This is a genomic window from Pseudomyxococcus flavus, from assembly GCF_050038885.1.
GTDB lineage: Bacteria > Myxococcota > Myxococcia > Myxococcales > Myxococcaceae > Myxococcus > Myxococcus flavus.
Genome location: NZ_CP143624.1, coordinates 7799436 through 7813299 on the forward strand (window position 1 = coordinate 7799436; position 13864 = coordinate 7813299).

Annotated in this window: 13 protein-coding genes; 8 read left to right on the top strand and 5 right to left on the bottom strand. The window is 69.7% G+C overall.

The window, feature by feature from the left end; translation table 11 throughout:
* The first annotated feature begins 17 nt into the window (after positions 1-17).
* Positions 18-620: a peptide deformylase gene (gene def / locus VZL07_RS32710; protein ID WP_426751871.1), complete on the top strand. Its 603-nt coding sequence runs from the start codon at positions 18-20 to the stop codon at positions 618-620.
* A 19-nt stretch (positions 621-639) separates the two neighbouring features.
* On the opposite strand, the gene VZL07_RS32715 is transcribed toward def, so the two are convergent.
* On the bottom strand, positions 640-1134 hold the full coding sequence (locus VZL07_RS32715; protein WP_426751872.1) for a PaaI family thioesterase: 495 nt from the start codon (positions 1132-1134) through the stop codon (positions 640-642).
* Between the two features lie 73 nt (positions 1135-1207).
* Here VZL07_RS32715 and VZL07_RS32720 point away from each other — a divergent pair, with 73 nt between their 5' ends.
* The 7 genes from VZL07_RS32720 (at position 1208) to VZL07_RS32750 (ending at position 8250) form a co-directional block, all read left to right on the top strand.
* Positions 1208-1681 carry a YeeE/YedE family protein gene (locus VZL07_RS32720; protein ID WP_426751873.1) on the top strand — a complete coding sequence of 158 codons (474 nt, stop codon included), beginning with the start codon at positions 1208-1210 and terminating at the stop codon, positions 1679-1681.
* 12 nt (positions 1682-1693) lie between these two features.
* The gene (locus tag VZL07_RS32725) at positions 1694-2152 is read left to right on the top strand and encodes a DUF6691 family protein (protein ID WP_426751874.1); all 459 of its coding nucleotides are present in this window, start codon (positions 1694-1696) and stop codon (positions 2150-2152) included.
* 147 nt (positions 2153-2299) lie between these two features.
* A complete protein-coding gene (locus VZL07_RS32730; protein ID WP_426751875.1) occupies positions 2300-2629 on the top strand; it encodes a rhodanese-like domain-containing protein in 330 nt (109 codons plus the stop codon).
* 204 nt (positions 2630-2833) lie between these two features.
* Complete coding sequence (locus VZL07_RS32735) at positions 2834-3646, top strand: sigma-70 family RNA polymerase sigma factor (protein WP_426751876.1); 813 nt, start codon at positions 2834-2836, stop codon at positions 3644-3646.
* A 92-nt stretch (positions 3647-3738) separates the two neighbouring features.
* Positions 3739-4593 (top strand): MBL fold metallo-hydrolase, encoded by an 855-nt coding sequence (locus VZL07_RS32740; RefSeq protein ID WP_426751877.1) that lies wholly within the window; start codon positions 3739-3741, stop codon positions 4591-4593.
* A 215-nt stretch (positions 4594-4808) separates the two neighbouring features.
* On the top strand, positions 4809-7028 hold the full coding sequence (locus VZL07_RS32745) for a transporter substrate-binding domain-containing protein (protein ID WP_426751878.1): 2220 nt from the start codon (positions 4809-4811) through the stop codon (positions 7026-7028).
* A 64-nt stretch (positions 7029-7092) separates the two neighbouring features.
* On the top strand, positions 7093-8250 hold the full coding sequence (locus VZL07_RS32750) for an FAD-dependent monooxygenase (RefSeq protein ID WP_426751879.1): 1158 nt from the start codon (positions 7093-7095) through the stop codon (positions 8248-8250).
* A gap of 61 nt (positions 8251-8311) precedes the next feature.
* Here the strand turns inward: VZL07_RS32750 and VZL07_RS32755 are convergent, their stop codons facing one another.
* The 4 genes from VZL07_RS32755 to VZL07_RS32770 form a co-directional block, all read right to left on the bottom strand.
* Complete coding sequence (locus VZL07_RS32755; RefSeq protein ID WP_426751880.1) at positions 8312-9130, bottom strand: AadA family aminoglycoside 3''-O-nucleotidyltransferase; 819 nt, start codon at positions 9128-9130, stop codon at positions 8312-8314.
* A 40-nt stretch (positions 9131-9170) separates the two neighbouring features.
* Positions 9171-9881, bottom strand: coding sequence for a hypothetical protein (locus VZL07_RS32760; protein ID WP_426751881.1), 711 nt, complete (start codon positions 9879-9881; stop codon positions 9171-9173).
* 92 nt (positions 9882-9973) lie between these two features.
* The gene (locus VZL07_RS32765; RefSeq protein WP_426757416.1) at positions 9974-11533 is read right to left on the bottom strand and encodes a mucoidy inhibitor MuiA family protein; all 1560 of its coding nucleotides are present in this window, start codon (positions 11531-11533) and stop codon (positions 9974-9976) included.
* Positions 11533-13746, bottom strand: coding sequence for a mucoidy inhibitor MuiA family protein (locus tag VZL07_RS32770; RefSeq protein ID WP_426751882.1), 2214 nt, complete (start codon positions 13744-13746; stop codon positions 11533-11535). Before VZL07_RS32770 ends, VZL07_RS32765 begins: the two co-directional genes overlap by 1 nt.
* Positions 13747-13864 lie beyond the last annotated feature (118 nt).

Consider the following 13864-nt stretch of genomic DNA (forward strand, 5'->3'; position numbering starts at 1 on the left):
CCTGCTACGGTGCCGGCATGGTGCTCAAGATTGTCCAGGCAGGGGAGCCGGTGCTGCGGCGCAAGGCGCGCGACCTGACGCCAGAGGAGATTGCCAGCCCGGAGACGCAGCGGCTCATCGAGATGATGCGCGACACGATGCGGGACGCGCCGGGCGTCGGGCTGGCGGCGCCGCAGGTGGGCGTCGGCCTGCGCCTGGTGGTGGTGGAGGACCGGGCGGAGTACCAGGCGGGACTCACCGCCAAGGAGCTGGCGGCACGCGAGCGGGCGCCCGTGCCATTTCACGTCCTCATCAACCCGAAGCTGGTGGTGGAGGACGCAACGCCCGCGGAGTTCCACGAAGGCTGTCTGAGCGTGAGCGGCTTCGCGGCCCTGGTCGCTCGTGCCCGCGGCGTGCGCGTGGAAGCCCTCAACGAGCAGGGCCAGCCCGTGACGGTGCATGCGCGGGGGTGGTATGCGCGCATCCTCCAGCACGAGCTGGACCACCTGGACGGCACGCTCTACGTGGACCGGATGGAGTCGCGGAGCTTCACCACCGCGGAGAACCACCGTCGACACCATACGGGCAAGACCACCGCGGAGCTCCGCGCCGAGCTGGGGTTGCCCGAGAAGAACGGGTAGGGCGCGGGCGCACCGCGCCTCAGCGGTCGCGGCCGTGCGCCGCCGCCTGGAGTTGCGCGGTGTCGACGCGGACGAAGATGGAGTCACCCACCGCGGTCAGCGTCTCCCCGGCATAGACCTCGCAGATGACGCGGCTCTTGCGGCCGACCTCGCCCTCCACATGCGCGCGGAGGGTGAGCGGGACGCCCATGGGCGTGGGCTTGATGAACTTCACGCCGAGGCTGCCCGTGACGCACTCGATGGGTGGCTGACTCCCCGGCGCGCGGCCTTCGGCTCGGTAGTGGTAGGCCATGGCCGTCCAGTTCGAGTGACAGTCCACGAGCATGGCAATCAGGCCGCCGTAGACCAGCTCCGGCCAGCCGCTGTACTGGGGCTCGGGCGTGTGGCGGGCCATGACGTGGACACCGTCTTCATGCCAGTAGCTCTTGATGTGCAGTCCGTGCGGGTTCTTGCCGCCGCAGCCGTAGCAGATGCCTTCCGGCGCGACGATTTCCTGGAGAGATGCGGTTTCCATGAGGGGACCCTGCCTGGAGTGAAGATGCGACGCGCGCATCCTGGCGCAGCGAGGAGGATTCGTCTCGCCCGACGTGCTTCGGCGTGAATCCTCCGCGTGGGACACTGGCTCTCACAGGATGATGACTTCCGACCTCCTCGCTCCGCTGCTTGGCGGTGCGCTCATCGGCTTGAGCGCCTCGCTGCTTCTCCTGTCCCATGGACGCATTGCCGGCATCAGCGGCGTGGTGGGCTCGCTCTTGATGCCTGTGAGAGGGGACGTCTCGTGGCGCCTCCAGTTCTCCGCGGGCCTCCTGGCTGGGGGGCTGCTGCTGGCATGGCTGCTTCCCCAGGCGTTCTCGGCGCCGGCGCCCTTGAGCCTGGGCGGCGCGGCGATGCTGGCCGGGGCGGGGCTGATGGTGGGCGTGGGCTCACGACTGGGCAACGGCTGCACCAGCGGTCACGGCGTCTGCGGCATCAGCCGAGGCTCGCTCCGCTCCATCGTGGCCACCGTCACGTTCATGGCCACGGGCGTCCTCACCGTCTACCTGGTTCGCCACGTCTTCTAACGAGCTTCCACCATGGGTCCTTTCAGCGCGTTCGTCAGTGGTCTTCTCTTCGCCATCGGCCTGGGGCTCAGCGGCATGACCGACCCGGCCAACGTCCTGGGCTTCCTCGACATCGCTGGGGCCTGGGATTTTCGGCTCGCATTCGTGATGGGCGGAGCCATCGCCGTGCACGCCGCGTTGCGGCCGCTCATCCTCAAGCGGGCGCGGCCCTGGGCGGCCGCCGCGTTTCCAGCCGCCGCGGCCCGGCGCGTGGATGGGAAGCTCGTCGCGGGCGCGGCGGTGTTCGGAGTGGGCTGGGGGCTGGGCGGGTATTGCCCGGGGCCCGCGCTCACTTCGCTGGCCACGGGGGCCGTTCAGCTCCTGGTCTTCGTCCCCGCGATGTTCGCCGGCATGTACCTGGTCCAGGTGGTGCAGGCGCGCAAGCGCGAGAAGGTCGAGACGCTCGGCGGCGCCGCAGCGTCCTCACCGTAGGGCGTTGCTGAACCTCCGGCATGGGGCGGCATTTCCGGCGTCACCTGGGCTCACAGGTGGAATCCTCCGACCCGCTCTGTGGCTCTCACGAGTCAGGGCCTCATACCCCTGCGGCGAGGCGCCGCCGGAACACCCTGGAGACATTCGATGAAGACCGTGTTCGTCGTCGTTGCCCTGTTTCTCTCTGCGTGTGCGCACCAGCGGCCTGTTCGTGATGAGGCCCATCGGCTGGTGAATGCGGGTGCGCTGCTGGTGGACGTGCGTACGCCACAGGAGTTCGCCGCCAGTCACTTGCCGGGAGCCGTGAACATTCCGGTGGACGCCTTGCAGGAACGGCTCGGAGAGCTGGGGTCGCCGGAGCAGCCCGTGGTCGTCTATTGCGGAAGTGGTGCGCGAAGCAGTCGCGCCGAGCGCCTGCTGAAGGCGCGCGGCTTCCAGCAGGTCGTCAACCTGGGCCCGATGTCGGCGTGGGAGTGAGCGCGACCTGGTCGTCACGGTGCACGGAGCCGGCTGGCAGGTGGGTATCGCAGTTGTCGCGCCGAGGCGATCGTCACGAAACCGCACGCCGCGGGCGGGACCTCATGCCCGCCACCGGCCGACTTCATGGGGCTGCTCAGGAAGGTATCCTGCCGTTCCAGCGTTCTTCTCGATGGATTGGAACGTGAGGGAGGAGGCCCCGGAGTGAGCCCGTCGCGGACGGACAAGCAGTTGCTCGACGCAGCTCGAGAGGGGGACGCGCAGGCACTGGAGGAGGTGCTCGCTCGCCACGAGATGCAGGTGTACCGCTATGGCCTGCGGATGTGCGGCTCCGAGGACGAGGCGAAGGAGGTACTTCAGGAGACGCTCATTGCTGCGTTCCGAAACATCCACGCGTTCCGGGGCGAAGCTGGACTCTCCACGTGGCTCTTTCAGATTGCGCGCACCCATTGCTTCCGCCAGCGTCGGCGGCGCGTCGGGGCGCCCAGTGCATTCCAGCCTCTCGATGGCGCCGTGGCCGCCCAGGTGGCTGCGGAGGACGCCGCGCCGGACATGGCTTCGCATGCACGGCAGATGGGGGAAGTCCTCCAGGCCGCCATCCTCGCGCTGCCCGAGGCACAGCGTGAAGTGCTCATCCTCCGGGATGTCGAGGGCCTCACGGCCGAGGAGGCCGCGGAGGTGGTGGGGATCGAGGTGCGGGCACTCAAGAGCCGGCTCCACCGGGCGAGGCTCCAGCTTCGAGAGCACCTCGCCACGTTGATGGGGGACCACGCCGAGGGCGCACGCGCTGGATGCCAGGAGCTGGCGCGCGAGCTCTCCGCGTTCGCGGCGCGGGATGTGGACCAGGCGACGTGTGTCCGGCTGGAGGACCATCTGTCACGCTGCCCGCGCTGTGCCGAGGCCTGTGACGCGTTGAAGCGCACGGTGTCCCTCTGTCGCCGCATTCCCGGCGACGAGGTCCCCGCACCCGTGCGCTCCGCGGTGCGTCAGGCGCTGGTCCGAGCATTGGCGGCGTGACGCTCGACGAGCGCTCCGTGCCAGCTCGGGCTGCCCATTCGTTCGGAGCCGGTATACGAAACGCTGGCCGCACGAAAAATGGAGTCCTGACGATGATGACCGAAGTGAAAGCAGGGCCCTACACCGTTCGCGGCATATCCGTGGGGGGCGTCTACACGTCGCTCCAGGTGCCGGAGCTGGACGCAGTGCTCGATGTGGGGCTGCCCATCCGCTCCTTCTGCGGCACTGACCGCATCTTTCTCAGTCACGCGCATCCCGACCATGCCAGCGGACTGGGAGCGTTTCTCGGCATCCGCGGGCTCATCGGGAAGGCCACACCCCCGCGAGTCTTCCTGCCCGCTGAGATCGAGGCGAACGTCCAGGACGCGCTCGCCGCCATGTCCCGCCTTCACCACACCACCATGGCGGTGCACACCGTGCCGATGCGGCCGGGAGACGAGCAGCCGCTCGGGCGTGGCCTCTTCGTCCGCGCATTCCAGACGCACCATCCAGGGCCATCGCTCGGCTACCAGTTCTTCCGTCGTGTCACGAAGCTCCGTCCCGAGTATCAAGCACTCCCGCCCCAGGAGATCGCGACCCGGAGGCAGGCCGGAGAGGACCTCTTCAACGAGGTCGAGCGGCTGGAGCTGGCCTACGCCACCGACACCCTCTCCCGGGTTCTGGAGACGGAGCCGAGCCTCCTCGACTCCCGCGTCCTGATTCTCGAATGCACCTTCGTCGATGCGAGCCACACGACGGTGGAGGACGCGCAGGCGTGGGGCCACCTCCACCTGGACGAGCTCATCGCGCGGGCCGACCAGTTCCGGAACGAGACCCTCATCCTCATGCACTTCAGCCAGTCGGCCTCGCCCGAAGTCGTCCACGCCACGCTGCGAGCACGACTGCCGCCCGCGCTGTCCGAGCGCGTCCGCGTCTTCGCGCCCGAGACGGGCCGCTGGTTCGGCTGAGTCACGCGTCATGACGCCGTGCTCCGCGCACTCCACGTGAGAGTGCGTCCGCGTGCGGCGCGGCCGTGCATCGCAATCCACCTGGCAAGTCAACCCTCGGGAAGGGTTCAATCGACCGTACGGAATCGGGTAGAGAATTCTGCCGAGGGTGTTCGTGCGCTGCCGGCCATGGGGCGGCGCGTCGGGGGCATCCGAGCGAAGGGGGATGAAACCTGATGACCTTGTTCCGTACGAGCCTGACGTCCACGCGGTGGCTCCTATCCGCCGCCCTGGTCCTGATTGTCGCCTGCAAGCGAGAGCCCGCGGAGGCCCCCGCGGCGCCCAAGACGCCCGCAGCCGCTGCCGCGCCCGCGAACCCGGAGGACTCACCGTTCCCGGAAGCCGCGTTGGCGCCCACGGGTGCTGCCACCGAGTCCACCTCCGAGCGGCTGAAGGGACCTCCCTTCAAGGGAGACATGCCGGAGCTCCAGAAGCGCGGGGTGCTGAGAGTCCTGGTGGAGGGGACCGAAGAGGAGTTCCTCCCGCGCCAGGGCATGCCGAAGGCGCAGGACCGCGCCTTGCTGGAGCGCTTCGGGGCGAAGCACGGACTGACGGTGGAGTTCCTCACCGTCGATAGCTTCGACAAGCTCATTCCCCTGCTTCAGGAGGGCCACGGCGACGTCATCGCCGCGGACCTGGCCGTGACGAAGGAGCGAGAGAAGCAGGTGGCCTTCACGCGCCCGCTGACGCGGGTCAACGAGGTCGTCGTGGGTCGCCGAGGCGCGGAGAACCTGCCTCGGAAGGTGGAGGACCTCGCGGGCCGGACCGTTCACGTGCGTCCCAGCTCGACCTTCGCGGCATCGCTCCGGGCGCTCGACAAGAAGGCGCCGGGGCTCGTCATCGCCGATGCCCCTGAGTCCGTCGACCCCGAGCACCTGGTGTGGCAGGTCTCTCGTGGCGAGATTCCCCTGACGGTGGTGGACAGCCACCTGCTCGCGGCCATCGAGACGTACAACACGGACGTGGAGGGGCTGTTCCCCATCGCCACGGCGCGGCCCCTGGCGTGGGCGATGCGCCTGGAGAACCCGAAGCTCCGCACCGCGCTGAATACATTCCTCGTGGAGCACGCCCTCACCGAGTACCGCGAGCAGCGGTTCACGGGCGACCTGGACGGCATCCGCAAGCGTGGCGTGCTGCGCGTGCTCACGCGCAACAGCGCGGTCAGCTACTACCTGCACCGGGGCGACCAGGCTGGCTTCGATTACCACCTGGCGAACATGGTCGCGAAGGAGCTCAACGTCCGTCTGGAGGTCGTCGTTCCTCCGACCTTCGAGCAGCTCATCCCGTGGTTGCAGGAAGGGCGGGGCGACATGATCGCCGCCGCGATGACGGACACCGAGGCACGCCGGCAGCTGGTGGCCTTCAGTCGCCCCTACCTCTACACGGACGAGGTGCTGGTCCAGCGCGTCGGAGCTCCCAAGGTCGAATCGCTGGAGGCGTTGAAGGGGAAGACCATCCACGTGCCGACGGGCACCAGCCACCTGGCCACGTTGAACGCCTTGAAGGGCGTGCACGGCTTCAACGTCGTCGAGGAGCCCGAGGACCAGGAGATCAGCGCACTGCTGGACCGCCTGGCGCGCGGCGAGATTCCCTACACCGTCACCGACAGCCACATCCTCGCCGCGGAGCAGGTGTTCCGGGATGACGTCGAGGCCGCGTTCACCTTGCCGGGGCAGGGCGAGCCCGCGGGGAAGGACGGCCACTACGGCATCGCCTTCGCCGTCCGGAAGGAGAACGTGAAGCTGCGTGAGTTCCTCGATGGCTTCGTGAAGAAGACCTACCGTGGCGTCGAGTACAACATGACGCGCCGGCGTTATTTCGAGGGCCGCCGCAACCAGCCGCCTCCGACGAGCATCGCGACGGCTGAGGGACGTATCTCGCCGTATGACGACCTGGTGCAGTCGTACTCGGCGCGCTACGGCCTGGACTGGCGGCTGATGGTGGCGCAGATGTTCCAGGAGAGCCGCTTCGACCCGAAGGCGCGCAGCTTCGTAGGGGCGCAGGGGCTCTTCCAGGTGATGCCGGTGACGGGCAAGGAGCTGGGCTTCCAGAAGCTGGAGGACCCGGAGCAGGGCATCCACGCGGGGGTGAAGTACATGCACCAGATGCTGGGCCGCGTCGCCCCGGAGATTCCCTTCAAGCAGCGGCTGCGCTTCGCGTTGGCCTCCTACAACGCGGGGTTGGGCCACGTGCTGGACGCACGCCGGCTGGCCCAGGAGCAGGGGCTGGACCCGAACAAGTGGTTCGGCAACGTGGAGAAGGCGATGCTCATGCTGGAGAAGCCCCAGCACTTCCGGAGGGCCCGCCACGGGTACTGCCGGGGCTCCGAGCCCGTGAAGTACGTGTCGGAAATCCAGACGCGGTACGGCAACTACGTGGCGGTGGTGCAGCACTGACCTCACGCCATCGGGTTGCACGTGACTCACGACTCGCTGCGCCATTCCTGTTAAAGCGCGAGTCATGAGCACGGCAACGCCCCGACACGTCCTCGTCGCTGGAGCTGGAATCGGTGGACTCACGCTGGCCTGTGCGCTTCGGCGCGCGGGCCTCTCCGTCACCGTGTTCGAGCGCTCCGAGGCGTTGCGATGGGTCGGGGCGGGCCTCACGGTGCAGATGAACGCGACGGCCGCGCTGCGCCGCATCGGCCTGTGTGACGAGGTCGCGAAGGCAGGGGCGTGTCCCACGGACAGCGCCATCCTTCGGCCATCGGGCTCGGCGCTGACGCGGCTGCCGGTGTCCCGGCTTCAGGAGGAGCTGGGGCTGCCGCTGGTGTGCATCCACCGGGCACGGCTCCAGGCCATCCTGCTGGCTCACGCCGGGGAGGAGAACGTCCGCCTGGGCTGCACCGTGACGGCGTTCCATGATGACGGCAAGACGGTGACGGTGCGGCTGTCGGACGGAAGCTCCGTGACGGGCGACGCTCTGGTGGGGGCGGATGGACTGCGCTCGGTGGTGCGTGGGGCCCTGCTGGGCGACGCGCCGCTGCGCTACTCGGGCTACACGAGCTGGCGGGGTGTCTGCCCTGAAGTCCCCAGTGCGACGCCAGGCCTCGTCTCCGAGACGTGGGGCGCGGGGGCACGTTTCGGCGTGGTCCCCATCGGCTTCGGTCAGATGTACTGGTTCGCCACGCAGAACGCGCCGGCGGGTGGGCAGGATGCCCCCGGCGAGTCGCGAGCGCGGCTGCAGTCCATCTTCGGGGGCTGGCACGCGCCCATCGCGGACCTCATCGCCGCGACGGACGAGGCGAACATCATCCGCACGGACATCCACGACCGGCCGCCCGTGGGCCGCTGGAGCCGGGGCCGGGTGACGTTGCTGGGCGATGCCGCGCATCCGATGACGCCGAATCTGGGGCAGGGCGGATGTCAGGCCATCGAGGACGCGGTGGTGCTGGGCGAGTGCCTCGCCGGAGACAGCCCCGTGGAGGCGGCGCTGGCCGCCTACGAGGCGCGTCGCCGCGAGCGGGCCAATGCGTTCGTCACCCGTTCATGGAACGTGGGCCGCGTGGCCCAGTGGGAGAACGCGGCGGGCCGCTTCATGCGGAATACGCTCTTCCAGCTCGTCCCCAGCGGACTCGCCGCCCGGCAGCTCCGGGACCTCGTGCGCGACGCATCTTGAGTGCATCACCGCACGTCCAAGGTGGCCGGACCCAGCCCTGCCCATCGCGCTTCCAGGACGCTCAGCGAGGTGATGGAGGGGCCGGCTGCAGTTCCCGAAACACTCCTTCGAGCGTCTCTCTGGCGAACCGAACGAACGCGGCGACTGCTGGGCCGCGGCTCGCCAGGTCGTCCTGCGCCTCTCCCAGGTACGATGCCCGCGCACGCTGCATGAGCGCCCGGTGTTCATCCGGCAGGCGCTCGATGGCCCACTGAGCCGCGACGTCCTTGGGCGCGATTCCGCCCGTCGACAGGCTGAACCAGATGCGCGCCAGCGCGAGCACCACGTTCCTTTCGTCCCCCTTCCAATCCGCGGCTTCATTCCATTGGAGCACGGTGTCGTGGAGCGCTCTCGCCAGATCGCCCCGGGGCACGGGGGCGAAGAACTCGGAGGCGGGCGCGCCCAGCAGGGGGATGCTGTGTTGCCGTGCCTTGGTCAGCAGGATGGCCAAGTCGTGGTCCACGATGGCGGGCTGAACGTGGCCCGCTTCGAGCTCCGCGCGAAGCCATTCCCCGAACTGGAGCTCGCGCATCGGCGGGTATCGCCAGGGAACGACCGCATCCCGGACGACCACGGTCACTTCGAGAGGGCGGAGCGACTCGCGTGTCACCGGCCATGCCGAGACCGACAGCAGGTCCCTCATCAGCGCGCGTCGAACCGTGTCGGGCAGTGGGGCGCTGACGGTGACCAGGAGGTCGATGTCGCTCTGGGGTTTCAACCCGCCATCGACCGCGGAGCCGAACAGGTGGATGGATTGCAGCGAACCGGCAAGGTCACGCTCAAGCAACTCGCCGGCGCTCGAGACTTGCTGGGCGATTTCGACGGGCACGGATGCGTTCATGGCGGTGCGTGTTTTGGATGGACGGATGCCGAAGCCGGCATCATAGGTCGAGACCCAACAGCGCCCCCGCGAAGGGGCCTTGAAGCTCCACCGCGAAGGGCTCGGTGTCGGGCGTGGGCCTGAGGCCGGCGGCCTCTCGGAAGTAGTGGGTGTAACCCCCGTGGATTCGCCCATGCACATGGCGGGCGAGCTGGAGCTGGAGGGCCACCAGGCCGCCCGCGCCCAGGGCCCACTTCCGCATGCGGCCCTCATAGAAGTTGATTCCGTCCAGGGGCCTGTAGCCCGGGTCCCCCGGCTGAAGCGCGTTGATCCTCCCCGTCGGCAGGGACACCTCCGCCGCGCTGCCGAACATGCTGAGGCCGAGTGTCAGGCTCCGTGTCAGCATGAACCGCTTCTCCAACCCGGGCCGCAGCGCCAGGACCTGGACGTCACCGCCGGCAAGGTACCAATCGATGCCGTTCGTCCACCACCAGTCGCTCCGGTCGAAATTCCGAACCAGGTTGAAGTGAATCCCACCGGACAGGCGCGCCGCGCCTCGGCGCGCGTCCACCGTTCGCACCCGTGAACGCAACGTGGGCACCTGCGTCGCCGGGTGGCGCATGGGCGCCAGCGTCCCGCCCACTTCGACGGCGAGCTGCGGCGGTAGGCCGGGCGCCCTTGACTCCTCGGATGCCTCCGTCGCCAGGGCTGCCGGCGACAGGCTGGAAGACACCAGCACACTGACGGTGCACACCACGCGAATGACGCTCATGGGGCTTCCTCTCGGACGAGGAATGCTTCCGCCCCGTTCCCGGCGGAAGCCCCGGCCCCCCAGGGCTGTTTCGCGGTGGAACGAGCGCCGCCTCAGAGCCCCGCGACTTTCGCCGCGCTCGTGACCACGTAGTCCATCGCCAGCTCCCGCTGCGAGCGCGGTGCGGCGGTCAGCTCGAAGCGGACGATGCCATCCTCGCTCACCCGGGCCGGCGCGGGCTTCATCTGCTCCCGCAGCAGCTGCACTTCCACGGACTCCACCTCGGAGACGGGAATCCGCTCCTCGATGGCGACGGGCATGGACTGCGCGCCCATGTTGGAGAGGAACAGCCGCACCTTGTGCGTCGTCACCTTGCGGCCCGTCAGCCGGCTGGTCTCCCGTGCCTGCTCCTCCGTGCGCGCCACGCGCAGCGCGTCCTCGCTGCCGAAGCCCAGCTTCACGCGCTCACCCTTGCCGGTGAAGCGCAGCTGCGCGCGCCCCACATAGCCGCTGGTGCGCACCAGATTCACGGGGCCCGCGAGCAGCACCGTGGGGCCCACGTTGTCGAAGCGAGCGACCCGGTGCACCAGGGGCGACTGCTCGGGGCAGGCCACCAGCTCCGAGGTCGCGGGCGCGGTGAACTGGAAGAGGGGCACGCGGTAGGGCTCTCCGTCCGGAGGCACCCTGGCCCGGTGGGGCGCCGCCACCGTCAGGGGCTCGCCTCCGTCGTCCATGCCGGGCAGGGCGTCCTCCCGCCGGGCCGCACCGGGTTCTCCCGTGGTCTGGATGACCTCCTCGCGGATGGCCACCTCCACGACCTGCTTCTCGCGCTCCGTCTTGTCGCGGAGCCACAGCCGGTCCTCCTGGAGCCGGGGCGGCGAGGCGCCCAGGGTGGGACGCGCGGTGGAGAAGGCCAGCTCGACGTCCTTCCACTCCTCCTCGGTGCGTTGCCAGACGACGGCCTCGCACTCCAGCGTCACGGCCTCGCCAGCGCCCTCGCGGGACAGCGTGGCCCGGTAGGACGGACGCCACGCCGCGCAGGGGACCAGGTAGGTGATGGACAGCGTCGCGGAGCCTCCGGTGGGGTGGCCCACCTCCAGCTCGGCCTGGACGTCGAGCTTCGGCTGGGCCTCCGGCTCGGCGAAGGACTGCGAGGCCCGGGCTTCTTCGAGCTGCTTCCGCAGCGAACCGAGTTGCCGGACGTTGTCGTGAAGTGCCGCGTCGACGGACGCTTCTTCCCGCCGCACCGCCTCCAACTGCTCCCGCCAGGCCTCCGGTCGTGCCTGGCCCGCGCCGGCCTGCTCGGAGATGGCGCGGTAGACGTCCGCACGCGCGGCCTTGAGCAGCCGCTTGCGAGCCTCCAGTCGCGCTGCGTCCGCCTCGAAGCGCCGGAGGTCCTGCTCCAGCTCGGCGACGCGCCGGCTCACCTCGGTGCGGTGCTCGCGCTGCGCCTCGGGCGGGACGGGACGGGCCGTCCGCCGGATGCGCGCCTGGGAGATGGTTCCGCCCGCCACCTTCGCCTGGAGCGACCGGTCCACGGCGAGCGGGGACAGCCCCTGGACGAGCAGCCGCTGGGTGCCCACGGACAGTGGGATTTCACCTCGCCGCTCGACGAGCGCCCGGTCCTCCAGGACCGTGACCTTGACCACCGGCAGCGTGAATGGGGTGCCCATCATGTCCTCCGGTTGCCGCCCCCGAGCATCTTGTTGCCGGGAATCTTGACGGTCCATGTCGCCTTCAGCGTCTGTGCCTCACCGGGCTGGAGCACCACACGCCACGCGCGCTCACCCTCCACCTTCAGCTCGCCGGGCAGCGGCAGTCGCTTCTGCCACACCGGCGCCACCTCGACTTCTTCCACCTTGATGTCCTTCTCCGCGCTGGGCGGCACCGTCGGGACGCGCTCGCACACCTCGACGAGGACGCGGTTGGACAGGCGGTTCGCCAGCTCCACCGAGACGTGGTGCGTGAGCATCGTCGAGCCGCCGAACATGCCGCCCGTGGCCTCGTCGAAGCGCGTGTTGCGCGCGACCTTGATGGACTCCTCGACCCCCAGGCCCAGGCGCTGCGTGGAGCCGGGGGCCATGGTGGGCAGCGGCGACGTCATCAGGAATTCACTCTCCAGCGTGACATCCACGGGGCCGGCGAGCAGGGGATACGGCGTCCGGTTCTCCAGCCGCACCGTGCGGAAGGCGCGCGGCTCCACGGACGGGACGCAGACGTACTCGGCGGCCAGCCCCACCGGGACGGACAGGACCGGCACGGTGTGCCACACCGCATCGGAGGGCACATCCGCCCGTGCCTCCACGTCGAAGCGCGCGTCGAAGTGCTGCGACGAGGCACGCGGTGGTTGCGACCATGCGGGGGCGGACACCGCCCAGACAGAGGAGGCCTCCTGTTCGCTCACCGCGATGAGCGCCGTGATGTCGATCTGCACGTGAATCGCCGCCAGTGCCCGCAGCTCCCGGGTGGCGTGCGCGGCGCGAGGGCGCAGACGGCCGCGCGAGCCGGGCTCGTCCGCGGGAGCCAGCGCCAGCCGGTCGTAGTCCAGCAGCGCGTCCGACGGCTCCTGCCTGGAGGGCGCGCGTTCTTCGCCGCCACCGCCTCCAGGCCCGCCGCCTTCGAGCTCGAGCGCAAGCTCGTCGTCGCTGAGCGCCTCCTCCTGTTCTGCGTCCACCTCCGCGGGAATGGGCGGCCTGCTGGCGCGCGGCATCATGGCGCCCCCTCGGGACCCAAGCTTCTTCATGGGCGCCGCCGAGGCCGCGGGACGCACTCGCCCAACGCTCCTGGGGGCCGCCGCTGGGGGGGCAGTTGGGGGCATGGACTCCGGTACGGCCAGGTCGGCTTCCGGCTCATAGGATTCCGAGGGCTCCAGGCGGGCCGCACCGTCTGGCTTGGGAGCCGGTGCCGGGGCCCCCCTGAACACGCCACCGAGGGTGGGCTGCGGAACGGGCATGGGCGCGCGCACCGCGTCGTAGCCCGCGAACAGCTCATCCAACCCGGCAGGTGGCTCTCGCCATCCCGAGCGCGCCGGGGGCGGCTGGTGGCGGCCAATGCGCAGGGCCTTCAGCTCCGGCACCTCCGCGTTCCGGGCGAGGTCCGCGGTGGAGACGGACAGCTTCACGCCGGTCCAGTCTTCACCGGTGCGCTGGAGCACCGAGGCCCGCATGCGCAGCGTGCCCTCTTCGAGCGTCCGGGGCAGGCGCAAGTCATAGGTGGGAACCCAGCGCGCGCCCTGGACGGCGTATTCGAGCGCGAGCTGCGCGCCCTGCTCGGCGGGCAGTGGGCCGCTGAGCGTCAGGACGACCGCGCGGTGCACGCGGGCACGCTGGCCCCGGAGGGAGGAAGAGGCCTCGGCCACGCGGTTGCGGCGCAGGGTGATTTCGGCCTCGGCGTCGCGCAGCTGCCGCTCCAGGTCCAGCTTGCGCGAGTGGAGCTTCTCCAACTCGGCATCCACGAAGGACATGAGTGACAGCATCGCCGCCACGGGCGCTTCCCGTGGTTCGGGAGGGCCGTCCTTCGGCCTGGGCGGGAACCCGGGCGCGAGGTTCGACACGCTCTCCAGCTCCTGCACCACGCGCGACAGCTGCCCCTGGATCTGGGCGTGGTGGAACTGGGCTTCCACCAGCGCGCGGTGCTCCGCGGGCACATCGACCTCGGGCGGAAGCTGGATGTCGTAGGTGGGGCGGAGGTCTCGCACGGCGAGCCCGGAGGGACCTCGGACCACGGAGGCGCGGAGCGACCCCGGCTGTAACGACAAGGGCAGGCCGTCGATTCGCACCTGCGAGGGGAGGTGCCCCCCCGTCGATGGAATCGTGGCGAGTCGCGTACACAGCGCGCCCGCTGCGTAGACGGTGACTGCATCGAGGTGGGATGGGACGACGAGCATGGTCGTCCACCGTAGCCGATGTGTCTGATAAAAATCAGTCCCCCCGGTCAAATGGCCACAACCCAGGAGGTCGGAATGCCCCGGCGTCGGATTGACGACGCAGCGCATTGGGGCTAGC